The sequence below is a fragment of the Cellulosilyticum sp. WCF-2 genome (assembly GCF_003990395.1).
Taxonomy (GTDB): Bacteria; Bacillota; Clostridia; order Lachnospirales; family Cellulosilyticaceae; genus Cellulosilyticum; species Cellulosilyticum lentocellum.
The window spans coordinates 132,194-145,775 of the sequence record NZ_CP034675.1 but is presented as its reverse complement, the minus strand read 5'-3'; the positions used below and the strand labels follow the sequence as shown (position 1 = coordinate 145,775).

Below are 13,582 nucleotides of genomic sequence, written 5' to 3'. Positions count from 1 at the left end.
AGGTCAAAATGAAAAAAATACTAACACTGGGAATAAGTTTTATGTTATTTGCAACCTCTACCTTTGCAGCAGAAGGTGAGATGGGAAGCTTTGGTGGGATTACACCAGGAGTTAAATTAGAAACATTAACTTCTATGGCTCAAACAAGTAAGAAATCCACTACGTCAAAATATACTTTACCTTATAAAGAGAATATTTATTTGACTGGCAAGGCAGAATTAGTAGAAGGAACAGTAACTATTTCGCCAGGCAAGGGTGTAGATAAAGAAAAAGCTGAAGGAACATATACTGAGAGATATGTTATGGAAGCTACTAATACAGATGGTACAGTAAAGCTGACTAGAGATATTACTTTTGAAACACAATACATATACGAAGCCAATAGAAAGCAGACTACTAAAGTTACCAAAGCTAAAAAGTGGAAAGAAATTATTACAGTAAAAGGACAAAGCTATACCTTAGATAATACAAAATCTCAATATTCTAAGAGTGTATTAGAAGATGAAACACCGGGTGTACTTTACTATAGAGGGGATGTACATTATGAAGCTGTTTATGAAGGTGTAGGAAATCCAGGAGAAGAAAAAAATATTGTGATAGCAGTGAATGCACCTATTTATGGTTACGAACAAGCATTTGCAAAAACAGAAACACAAAAGAGAGAGATAACCATAGATTTAGCTAGTGGTAAAGGCTATGCGGTAGAGGAAACACCAACAGTTACTGTATATAGAGATATACAATATGGGGCTAATGAACCAACTGCTATAAGCATGGCAGGAAACTACAAAGAAATTATCAGAAGCGAAGGTGCACTAAGTTATAATGTTTTACAAGGTAATATTGGGTTATATGATGATGAACTATCTGGCATGATGAATATAGAAAGTAGCCCTACAGTGGAACAACTTTCTATACCGACATCACTCAACCTTAAAGGACATCCAGCAGAAACTCAAATTAAGAAAATGTATAGCATGAAGATCTTTGATGAAAATCCACTTACTTTTTCACCAAATCAAATTGTGACAAAGAAAGAATATATAAAGATGCTTGTAAAAGCTCTTCAAATCCCATTGCCAGAAGAAAACAGCAAAAGTACACGTAGTTCCTCTAAAAAACAAGTAGAACCGTCCCCATTTAAAGACATTAGTGAAGGGGATAGTTATTATCCATATGCTATTGCAGCTTATAAGGCAGGTCTTATTGATGGAGGATATTTTAATGGCAATACGAGTATGACCAGAGAACTTATGTATTTACTTAATGTAAAAGCAATAGGTTTAGAAAGACTAGGACTAGGAACTATGGATAGCTACACACCATTTGTAGACGATGGACAGATTTCTAGTTGGGCTAAATCTTCTATTTATGCAGCAAGTAATTTAGGTATTATTACACCTAGTAACGGCTATATACTTCCTAAAAAGTTAGTAACTAAAGCAGAGTGCGCTACTTTCTTAGATCAGTTAATTAACTATTTAAGATATGAATTGCAAAAAGACTATAATGATAAAATGCTAATAGGTTAATGAAATAATATAGTAATAAAATAGAAAAAGAGGGACGGTTCTTAAATTTTACATTTAAGAACCGTCCCTCTTTTTGTCCCTCTTTTTCTATTTTAATTAGTTAGTTTTTCAAGCGTATTAATGAGTTCTTCAGGAGACATAGTATTAGGAACATTAATTCGCTTTAAATTAGAAGCATCAAGAACCGTCCCTCTTTTTGCAAGTTTGGTAATTTGAAGATCAATGCCGAGTTCGGATAAAAGCTTTCTTGTGTATCTGGTGTTACGAAATTGTGGGTAGGCTACCACAAATACATCGCGTGGGCCTAGATTCTTTTCTATAATCCCTTTAGAACGTGAGATATGATATTGTACATCTTTTAAAGAAAGATAAGGAAGAGGGGTGTGATTATAACCGTGTGATTGAATATCGATTAAACCACTGTCTTCCATTTCTTTAGCAGCCTTCCAACCAAAGTGCCTTTCTGTATTTTCTTCTTCCATGAAATAGGGAGAAACAAAGAGTGTAGCTGGAATATTATATTTCTTATAAATAGGATAAGCGTTTGTATAGTTGTTTAAGTAGCCATCATCCATAGTGATTAAAATAGGCTTTTCGGGTAAACCGCTTACGCCATTTATATAGTCGTAAAGTACTTTGAAATTAATAGGTGTATATCCGTTATCTATCAATGTTTTCATTTGAGCATCAAATAATTTAGTTTCAACACAACTATTATTCTCTTCCTTAGCCACTATATCTGTAACTGTATGATACATCAAAATAGGAATATAATTTGCGCCGTACTCAGGTTGGTCACTAAGTGGAAAATCTACTAAAGTACGTTTGGCGCGTGAAATTGAATTTTCATTTTGAAATGTTAAGTCTACACTTTGTACTTCTATGACTTCACCAGCATCATTATAACCAAGAGCTTTAAGTCTCGTTATGCCGTTGGGCTCCATAGTTGTATCTATTTTAACTACATAAGGATAATAATTTTGCATAGTTATTTCTTGTTCTTCTAATCTGTAGTTTATATAGCTAAGTGTAGAAGAAGTATCGACTTGCCCGGAAGAGAAGGGAGAAAAGGTTGATTCAGGGGAAAGAAGAATTTCTTCTGTACCAGTAAGCGTATCATAACTATTTAACAAGGTATAAGGCGAAACAGAGGCTAAAGGAACATCTTTGATAGTAAGCCAAGGTTCAGCTAATAAACGGCCATAGATACTTTGATAGATAGTGTAATTAGGATTCGAAGGTTTAAGAGAAAAGTCATTTTCTAACCCTAGAGGATTCTTCATAAAAGAAGAAAAAATTTCAGTGCATTGAGGATAGCGAATAGCCAATAGATAGTAAAATGCATTAATTCCTTTTGAAGCTTCTAGCGTGTTATCTTTATAAGCACCTATAAAATCTTCTCTTACATATAGTTTCTTTAATCCTTTGAAATGTTCATAAACACTAGTTAATCTATTTAAATCTTCCAAAGAATTAATATTGATCCCGATGCTATATGTTAGCTCTAACGCATTGTACTGTTGAAGCTGAGACAAATTCTGAGGATATAAAATGAACTCTATTTTAGAAAGTGCTTGTTGATCTAGAAGTGTATATAATTTTTCATATAAATTAATATAAGCTTGTTCATCTAAAGATGAGCTTGCCAATAAAGAAACGGTTAACTTAGAAACATAAGGAGATAGAGTGGATAAATGATTAGCAACGGCCTCTAAAGCAGTTTCTTTTATATCAACAGCGATATTTATATTTTGTACAGTTACCTCCTTCTCATTATCAAAAGCTACAGATTCTAAAGTATCTATAAGTTGATTCTCTAAATTTGTTGTATAAAGTAATTGTGGCTGGAGGCTAAATACGGGAGTAACATTCTGATTGAGTCTCATAACTTCTAAAGTATCTTCATTATTACGAGGAGGTAGAGAGATGGTGTAACGTATAATTAATCCAATTATTCCTAATGAGAAGAATAAGAGAATGATGTATTTATATTTGAGTAATCTGTTAATTAACATAGCGCCTCCTTTGATATTAAGCATTTATCTTCTATTATAAATCATTTCTAGTCAAAAAATATAAAGAGAGAGTGAATATAGACAAAGAGAATGTAGCATGGTAGGTCAATATATTAAATAAATATTAAAATTATTAAATGAAACGTAATAAATAACGGGTGGTAAAATATTTTCAATTTACATAATTAATTACTTTAGTTACAAATAAATATTAATAAAATAAAATATAAAGAATAATTAGAAGTATTAAAAGGAAGTAAAAACCAATAAATTCCTGTTGAAAAAACTTGATATAATGTATATAATAACATTATCGACTTAAACAAACGAGGTTTTGGTTGAAGATAAATTAGTTCATATAAAGAGTTTTGAAATGCTAATTTATTAACATAACTATTTTACAAAGTTATATTACATATTTATTAAATGACAATAATATATTACATAATCAGGAGGATTTGACAATGAAATTACGTCAAAAATTAGCAGTTGTTTTAGCATCTGCAATGGTAATCACTTCAGTTCCAGTAGTAACTATGGCTGCATCTAACACATCAGTGTCTAAAGTTATTACAGTATCAAACGAAAATGTATTAGGAAGCACAGCTCCAACATTAAAAATCGAATTAAAAGATGCTGTAACATCAGGAACACAATTTTACCTTACATTAGAAAATGCTAAATGGGATGGAATTGGTACAGCAACAGATGTAAAAGCTGATGGTACTAAAGTAGCAGAATTAACACCAACTAGTGAAACAGAAGCTACAGTTAAATTAACAGCAGACGTTGCTGCAGATAAAGATTTAGCTATCTTATTATCAAATGTAAAAGTTACAGGAGAAGCTAAAATCTCTGTAGATGGTAACGATACAGAAATCTCTAGCACATCATCTCCAATCGTATTCGCTAACAAAAGCGATTCAAAAGCTACAGTAACAGCTAAAGATGATACAAAATTCTACACAACTTCATCTGCAGGTGAAAAAGTTGGTACTGTTGTAATCACAGAACAAGTTGCTGGTTCTTTAGTAACTACAGATGCAGCTAAAAGAACAGTTGAAATCGACGTAGAACACAATGACTTTGAATTTGGTTCATTAGCAGATATTAAAGTTAAAGGTTCAAAAGGTTTCTCTTCTTTAGGAGAAGTATCAGTTGACGCTAGCTTAGATAACGGAACTCTTGTAGTTGTTCTTCCAGAAGTAACTACAGCAGCTGGTAAAGGTGCATTCGAAATCACAGGAATTAGAGTTAAATCTACAGATAAAGCTCCAGAAACAGGTGACTTAAACGTAACAGTAACTGGTAAAGGTGATACTAAAGTAGAATCTAAAGAAGTTAAAGTAGCTACAGTAACAGAATACGGTACAGAGCTTACAGTAGATGCAAAAGATGAAGTAGTAGCTGGTAAATCTACAAAAGTTAAATTAACATACAAAGAATTAACAGCAGATAGCACAGCAACAGGTGATGTTGAGTTCTTATTAAGCCAAGGTTTCATTAAAGAATCAACAGTTCCAGCTGGCGCAACAAAAATCTACAAAGATTCTAAAAAACCAAAAGCTGAAGAAATCATTGGTTTCGTAATCAATTGTAATGGAACATCAGCTGTTGATAAATTCTTAGATAAAGCAGAAATCGAAATCGTAACAGAAATCGGTATGACAGGTGAAATTAAAGTTTCTACAAGTGGTCGTTTCGTAGAAGATCAAGAAGTAGTAGTAGCAGAAGTTGCTCCAAACTTCACAGTTGATACAGAAGCTATGACACTTAAAGTTGGTCAATCTAAACAAGTTGGTGGTAAATTAGTTCTTACAGAAGAAAAAGCAGGAGCTTTCGCTAGAGGAACTAAATTTGAAATCGAAATCCCAGCTGAAGAAGGTATCACATTAACAGAACTTCCAGAAGTATCTGCTACAAATGGTATGACAGTTAAAGCTAGCTGGAAAACAAAAGGTACAGCTACTACAGCAGCAGTTATCGAAGTAGAAGTAACTAAAGCTTCTAAAGAAGCAGCAGAAATTACTATTGAAGATCTTGAAGTTAAAGTAGATAGAACTGTTCCAGAAGGTACATATGATGTTAAATTAACAGTATCTAACTTAAACGGTACATTAGAAGTAGAAGACTTCCTTGTAATCGGAACTCCAAATACAGAAGATTTAGCATCTAACGGTCTTGCTAGAGGTACATCTTCATTTGTAATTGGTGAATCTAAATACACAGTGAACGGTGTAGAAAAAACTATGGATGCTGCATCTTACATCCAAGATCCAGGTTACACAATGGTGCCAATGAGATATGTTGCAGAAGCATTCGGTGTTAAAGCTAGCGATATCTTATTCTCAAAAGGTGTAACAACAATCTTCGCTGGAAACAGAACTATCCAACTTACAAACGGTAGTGACGTAGCAGTAGTAAATGGTGCTCAAATTAAAATGTCTACAAAAGTAGCAATCAAAGAAGGTAGAACATACGCTCCTATCGGAGAAGTAGCTCAACTTCTTGGTATCCAAAAAGCTTGGGATGCTACATCTAAAACAGCTACATTTACAAATAAATAATAAATAGCCTTTAGTGAGAGCTATTTCATAAAATAAAGGACTTATTAATATTGATTCCTTCAATATTAATAAGTCCTTTTTATCTATATGTAGATTTACAGCTTTAACTATAATAATAAATAACTAATAAAAATAAGATTTAACTTAAGTATATAAAAATAAAATATTTCATTTATGTAACAAAATAAATGTTTATATTGCCTTTTAAAAATAATATGATATATTTTATTTAGATTATATATTTTAGTAATTTCATAATCTATGGAATATATTACAATGAAGTTACAAAAAAAGTTATTTTATTGACTTAATATATTTCTGTATATATAATCAATTATGAAATTAATTTAAAATATTAACTTTAGTATATTATTATAAAGGGGGACGTTTAAATGAAATTACGTCAAAAATTAGCTGTTGTATTAGCATCAGCAATGGTAGTAACAGCTGTTCCAGTTGTAACTATGGCTGCTTCTACAACATCAGTAACAAAAACTATTACAGTTGCAAATGAAGATCCACTTGGAGCTGTGGCACCTGCATTAAACATCAAATTAACAGATGCAGTTACAACAAGAACTCAATTCTATATTACATTAGAAAATGCTAAATTTAATAAAACTAATGATGTATTAGATGCTATAGCAATTGGTTCTGCGAATACAGCAAACGGAGTTAGCGTAGTAGCAACAAGTGAAACAGAAGCTACAGTAGTTGTTGATCCATCAGACAAAGATAAAATTATTTCAATTTCTTTATCAACAGTAAAAGTTACAGGAGAAGCTAAAATCTCTGTAGATGGTAACGACACAGAAATCTCTAGCACATCATCTCCAATTGTATTCGCTAACAAAAGCGATTCAAAAGCAGTAGTAACAGTTAAAGATGATACAAAATTCTTTACAACTTCATCTGCTGGAGAAAAAGTTGGTACAATTGTTATCACAGAACAAGTTGCTGGTTCATTATTAAAAGATGCTGATGCAGATAGAACTATTGAAATCGAAATGGAACATAGTGATTTTGAATTTGTTGCAGGTACAGTAACACTTAAAGGTTCAAAAGGTTTCTCATCTTATGGATCAACTACTCTTACAGGAACACTTGATAAAGATAAACAAACTCTTACTCTTGTACTTCCAAAAGTAACAGATCCAGCTGGTAAAGGTGTATGGGAAATCTCTAACCTTAGAGTTAAATCTTTAGATAAATCACCAGAAACAGGTGACTTAAATGTATCGGTAGAAGGTAAAAACGATACAAAAGTAGAATACAAAGAAGTTAAAGTAGCTACAGTAGCAGAATATGGTACAGAGCTTACAGTAGCTGAAAAGAAAACTATCAAATCTGGTAAAGATGAGAAAGTTAAAATCACATACAAAGAAGTAACAGCTGATAGTACAGCTAAAGGTGAAGTAGAATTCACTCTTGACAAAGGATACTTTGAAAAAGCTAATCTTAAAAAAGAATTAGGAATTAGTGATGATGACCTTATCTATAAAGATATGAAAGACAAAAAAGACGATGAACTTATTGGTTTCGTAATCAAAACAGCTGGAAAAGATTCTGATGTAGAAAAATTCATCGATGGTAAAGAACTTAAAGTAATTACTAAACTTGATACAGAAGGTGACATCACACTTTCTACATATGGTCGTTATGTAGAAGAGCAAACAGTAGTAGTAGCAGAAGCTAAACCAAACTTTACAATTAAAGCAGAAGCTATGACACTTAAAGTTGGTCAATCTAAACAAGTTGGTGGTAAATTAGTTATCACAGAAAATGAAAAAGGTGCATTTGCTAAGAATTCTGTAATTACACTTAACCTTGCAGATGAAGATGGTATCTCTTTCACAGAGTTACCAAAAGTAACAGTTGATGGTTCATCTAAAGTTAAAGTAGATTGGAAAAATGGTAAATCTACTACAAGTGCAATTGAAATTACATTAACAAAAGCATCTAAAGATGAACCAGCTACAATCACTGTTGAAGGTGTAGAAGTTAAAGTTGATAGAACAGTTCCACAAGGTACTTATGAATTAAAACTTGGCGTAAGTGATTACAACGGAGAACTTAAATCTAAAGATTTCTTCGTAGTAGGAACACCTAACGTTGAAGAACTTGCTGCTAATGGTTTACCAAAAGGTACAGCTGCATTCACTATTGGTAGCAAAGAATATACAATCAATGGTAAAGTAGCTACTATGGATGCTGCTGCATACATTCAAGATCCAGGTTACACAATGGTTCCTGTAAGATATGTTGCAACTGCATTCGGTGTATCTGAAAAAGATATCTTATTCTCAGCTGGTACAGCTACAATCTTTGCTGGTTCTAGAACAGTTCAACTTACAGCTGGTAGTGATGTTGCAATCGTAAATGGTGCATCTATCAAATTAGCTACAAAAGTAGTTGTTAAAGATGGTAGAACATATGCTCCAGTAGGTGAAGTTGCTAAAATTCTTGGTATCACACCTAACTGGGATGCAACAACTAAAGTTGCTACATTTGAAAACAAATAATTCTAGGATTATCTAGAATTCTATAAAGATAAGAGCTAAGCAATGGCTTGGCTCTTATTTTTATGTTCCATAATAAAATAGTATAAAATGTTAATTGCTAGGTTTTTCCGGAAAAATATGATAAAATAGGAGGAGGTTATTATAGGAATAAGTGCTATTTGTAAGCAAATATAAAATACAATAGACAATATATAAAAAGGAGTGTAAAGAATGTCGCAATTAGATAAAGAGCAAAAGCTGGCAAAGCAGGAGAAAATAACTTTTCAGATACTATGGATACCCGTTATTATTTTACTAAGTATTGTTCCTTTAATTGTAAGACTAACAGGAGTGACAGTTAGTAAGACAGTAGAAAATTTTATACAAACACCAATATATGGTGATTTCTTTTCTCAGTATAAATCTGTAGGAATTATCTTACTATGTATAGCTATGGTCATACTGCTTTTTTTACTTTATCAAAAGGGTACAATGAAGAAAGATAAGCAGCTTATCCTATATGCAGGTGCTGCAGGAGTATTTTTAGTACTTTCCTTCATATCTGCTATTTGTTCTAGTTATAAAGATGTAGCCTTTTGGGGGCTACCTGACAGAGCAGAGGGTTTTGTGATGTTAGCGTGCTACATAATGATGTTTCTATATACAATTTATGTGTTTAGAAATACAAAAGATTATACATATATATTAGTTTCAATAAGCGTGTTAGTTATTATTCTCACAATACTAGGAGCCTTTCAATATTTTGGTCATGATTTACTTATGCAAAAGGGGATCATCAATAAGTGGGTTATGCCTGAAAAATATGCTGATTTAGTAGGAAATGTACAAGCGCAATATGAATCAGGTAAAATCTACGGAACACTGTATCATTACAACTATATGGGTAGTTTTGCTGCTATTATGGTTCCATTATTCATGACACTTACGTTATTTGTAAGAGGTTATAAAAGAAAAATAGCATTAGGAGTTATTGCTATTTGTTCCTTATTTCTTCTGTTAGGGAGTACTTCAAGAGCGGGGTTAGTTGGTGTAGCTATAAGCGTATTAGTTGCAATCATTGTATTTGCCAAGGTCATTATAAGGAAGTGGAAATTGACAGTGCCAGTAGTGGTGGGTTTAGGTGTTGTGCTTATAGGGTTTAATATACTTACTAATGGCACTATGTTCCAAAGAATTCCTACTCTTGTTCAGGATGCCTTTGGTATCTTTATGCCTGCAGATAAGAGTTTTAACTATAAAGAACATATTCCTGTGAAATCAATCACTTCACAAGATGGAACAACAATTATTGAGATGCAAAAAGGAACACTTATACTTACATATGTTGAAGATCGTTTGTTTATAGTTGATAATCAAGGCGAGCCAGTGAAATTTGATATACAGGATAATATAGGAAGCACAACAGATTCTAGGTTTAGCGAGTTACAATTCCAACTTATTAGTTTACAAGAAGAAAGCCAAGTTGCAGATGGTGCTATATTAATGTTTAATGGGCAAGAATGCTTCGTAGTTAGAATTAGTGAAGAACAAGGTGTTTACTTAGCGGATAACTATACCAATGAACCTTTAGTATTAGAAGAAGCACCTTATTGGGGCTTTGAAGGAAAAGAAAAATTAGGTTCAGCTCGTGGTTATATATGGTCACGTAGTTTGCCAATGCTAAAAGATACCATACTAATAGGAAATGGACCAGATACCTTTGCATTAGAATTTCCACAAAATGACCGCTTAGCAAAATGGTGGGCATATGATACACCTAACATGTTAGTAGATAAACCTCATAATCTATACTTACAAATTGCTTTAAATGAGGGGATATTAGCTTTACTAGCATTCCTCGTGCTGGTAGGTGCATATATAATAGATAGCTTTAGGCTTTATGCGCTTAAAAGTTACTATGAAGGTAAACAAATTGTAGGAATGGCAACTAGTTTGGGTATTATAGGTTATTTAGGAGCAGGGGTATTTAATGACTCTATTGTATCAGTAGCGCCTATCTTTTGGATCTTATTAGGAACAGGCGTAGCAATCAATTATATTAATAATAAAGAGCAAGTAGAAGTTAAAAAGAGAGTTGCCCATGCTACAGTAGATATAAAAACAAGAGAACATATTTAGCAGAAAAACAAGAGGTGCATTTTAGAACAAATCAATTTTAATAAAAGGGGATGAGTACAATCTGTTAAAGTAGATTGTACTCATCCCCTTTATTGTCATTTATAGCAAGTGATCTCTGCTTAATAAGCATTTTTATTAATAAACCCTTTAAAAATAGTCATTAAAATAATTTTGAGGTCTAACATAAAGTCCCAATTTTCAATGTAATATAAATCATGTTCAATACGTTCTTCGATAGAGGTATCTCCTCTAAGCCCATTTACTTGTGCCCATCCTGTGATACCGGGACGTACCTGATGCTTAATCATATAACGAGGTATTTCTTCTTTAAATTTCTCAACAAAATAAGGTCTTTCCGGTCTGGGGCCTACTACAGACATATCACCCTTTAGGACATTATAGAATTGAGGAAGCTCATCTATACTTGTTTTTCTCATAATATTGCCCCACCAGGTTTTTCGAGGGTCATCCTTAGTAGTCCATTTGTCTTGTTCGTCATCATCGGTTTGAACACGCATAGAACGGAATTTATACATATAAAAACTTTGACGATTGATACCAACCCGCTCTTGCTTAAAGAAAATAGGCCCCTTAGAAGAAAACTTAATCATAAGTGCACTAAATAAAAAAAGAGGGCTAGTAATAGTGAGAGCTACGATGGAAAAGAGGATGTCGAAGCTGCGTTTTAAAAAGGCTTTGAATAAATTATCTAGAGGAATATGTCTTGTATCAATGATGGGAAGACCATCTAAATCATCTATGTAAGGTTTTGCCGGAATATATCTGTAATAGTAAGGAATAATGTGTGTTTTTATTCCAGCTTTCTCGCAGCATCGTAAAATATAACCTAATTGAGGCGTTTTACTTTCTTCCAGAGCAATCATAGCAATATCAATGTAAAATTGCTGAAAAATATCCGGTAATTCTTCTATATTACCAAGTATGCGATAGCCACAGAAAGCATTGCTTTTTCTTCCATCAGAACGAATACATCCTACAATATTATACCCCCAAGCGGGGTGAGTTTGTACCTTTTCAATAAGATGATTACTCATTGAAGAGGTTCCAATAATTAAACAATGCTTCAAATTATAGCCCTTTTTACGATATTTTCTAAGGATAAAACGTATAAAACCACGATATGAGATGGTTAAAGTACAGTTAATAATGACAAAAAATAAAAGTGTTTTTCTAGAAAAATGCATTTCTTTAAAAAGGTACAGAGCAACTATAAATAATAGGTTAGCAACAATATTAGTGCAAATAATAACTAAGGCCTCACTAGAAAAAGATTTTGTGCGCTTGGAACTATAAAGGTCGAACCAACTATACAAAATCAAATAAATAGGGATGCTTAAACAAATGGTGCCTAGAGATTGTAATAGTGTAAAAGTAGGAATACCGTCCTTTAATAGTTCGAATCTTATTTCATAAGCTATAATATAAGAAAGTATTAAAACAACTAAATCCAAAAAGATTTGTAGACCGTTAAAATACTTTTGATTTTCTCGAATCATGATTTCCTCCTATAAACAATAATATATGATAGAAACTCAAAAAATATCACTATATTATAGCATAAAATATAAAGGAAATGTCTAAAAACCTTATATTATAAAGGAATTGTAACTAGAATGTTATAGAATAATGCAGATTTAGATGGTATACTATATTATGAGAATATGTACATAATGTTAATAAAAGTGGAAAATAGTATTATTAATAATAAGTACGACTTACTAGGAGGTAGAAGATGAAAGTTGTAGCAGTAATTATGGCTGGAGGGAAGGGTGAACGCTTTTGGCCTAAAAGCAGACGTACAATGCCAAAACAATTTTTAAGTTTAACTGATGATGGTAAGACTATGATTCAACATACCATAGAACGCATCAAACCGTTAGTAGCTATTGAGGATGTCTTTGTAGTGACCAATAAGGATTATGCAAGTTTAGTGAAAGAACAACTTACAGGGCTACCACAAGAAAATATACTGCTAGAGCCTGCTGCTAGAAATACAGCACCCTGTGTAGGTTTAGCAGCTACATATATTAGAAAAAAATATAAAGATGCCATTATGCTAGTACTTCCTTCAGATCATTTAATTAAATTTAATGGTATTTTTATTAATACTTTAAGAGATGCCATTCAAGTAGCAACCGAAGGTCAGAATATGGTAACTATAGGAATTACACCTAACTATCCAGAAACAGGATATGGTTATATTAATTTTGGTGAAGAAAAAGAGGGAGCCAGTAACGTTTATAAGGTAGAACGTTTTGTGGAAAAACCAAACTTACAGTTAGCTAAGGAGTACTTAGATTCAGGCAAATATCTATGGAATAGTGGAATGTTTGTATGGAAAGCGTCTACTATTTTGATGCAATTTGAGAAATGTTTGCCTGATATGTATAAAGGTTTAATTAAAATAGAAGAAACCATTGGGACTAATCAAGAAGAAGAGATATTAACACAAGAATTCATTAATTTTAAGTCAGAATCAATAGATTACGGTATTATGGAAAAAGCGAAGGATATTTATACAATACCAGGAGGCTTTGGTTGGGATGATGTAGGCAGTTGGTTAGCTTTAGAACGTTTTAATAGAAGCAATGAGGATGGCAATGTAGTAAGTGGTAATGTTATTAGCATTAATACTAAAAATGCCATCGTACAAGGTTCAGACAAGCTAATTGCAACTATTGGGGTAGAAAATCTCATTATTGTAGATACAGAGGATGCTATGCTTATTTGTGCTAAAGATAGCACTCAAGATGTGAAGAAGGTCATTGAAAACTTAAAAATTTGTAATCGCAACGAATACCTATAGG

7 protein-coding genes are annotated in these 13,582 nt (G+C 32.6%); 5 read left to right on the top strand and 2 right to left on the bottom strand.

Annotated features, from left to right (window positions below):
* Positions 1 to 8: 8 nt before the first annotated feature.
* Positions 9 to 1,532: an S-layer homology domain-containing protein gene (locus EKH84_RS00510; protein WP_127064674.1), complete on the top strand. Its 1,524-nt coding sequence runs from the start codon at positions 9 to 11 to the stop codon at positions 1,530 to 1,532.
* Positions 1,533 to 1,624: 92 nt separating this feature from the next.
* On the opposite strand, the gene EKH84_RS00505 is transcribed toward EKH84_RS00510, so the two are convergent.
* Positions 1,625 to 3,547, bottom strand: coding sequence for a polysaccharide deacetylase family protein (locus EKH84_RS00505; RefSeq protein ID WP_190283436.1), 1,923 nt, complete (start codon positions 3,545 to 3,547; stop codon positions 1,625 to 1,627).
* A gap of 464 nt (positions 3,548 to 4,011) precedes the next feature.
* Between EKH84_RS00505 and EKH84_RS00500 the strand changes: the two genes are divergently transcribed.
* From EKH84_RS00500 to EKH84_RS00490, 3 genes are all read left to right on the top strand, one after another.
* Positions 4,012 to 6,114, top strand: coding sequence for a stalk domain-containing protein (locus EKH84_RS00500; protein WP_127064672.1), 2,103 nt, complete (start codon positions 4,012 to 4,014; stop codon positions 6,112 to 6,114).
* A gap of 392 nt (positions 6,115 to 6,506) precedes the next feature.
* A complete protein-coding gene (locus EKH84_RS00495; protein WP_127064671.1) occupies positions 6,507 to 8,636 on the top strand; it encodes a stalk domain-containing protein in 2,130 nt (709 codons plus the stop codon).
* A gap of 210 nt (positions 8,637 to 8,846) precedes the next feature.
* On the top strand, positions 8,847 to 10,754 hold the full coding sequence (locus EKH84_RS00490; RefSeq protein WP_127064670.1) for an O-antigen ligase family protein: 1,908 nt from the start codon (positions 8,847 to 8,849) through the stop codon (positions 10,752 to 10,754).
* Positions 10,755 to 10,873: 119 nt separating this feature from the next.
* On the opposite strand, the gene EKH84_RS00485 is transcribed toward EKH84_RS00490, so the two are convergent.
* Positions 10,874 to 12,271 (bottom strand): undecaprenyl-phosphate glucose phosphotransferase, encoded by a 1,398-nt coding sequence (locus EKH84_RS00485; RefSeq protein ID WP_127064669.1) that lies wholly within the window; start codon positions 12,269 to 12,271, stop codon positions 10,874 to 10,876.
* Between the two features lie 236 nt (positions 12,272 to 12,507).
* On the opposite strand from EKH84_RS00485, the gene EKH84_RS00480 reads away from it, so the two are divergent.
* Entirely contained in the window at positions 12,508 to 13,581 is a 1,074-nt protein-coding gene (locus tag EKH84_RS00480; RefSeq protein ID WP_127064668.1) for a mannose-1-phosphate guanylyltransferase, read from the top strand.
* Position 13,582 lies beyond the last annotated feature (1 nt).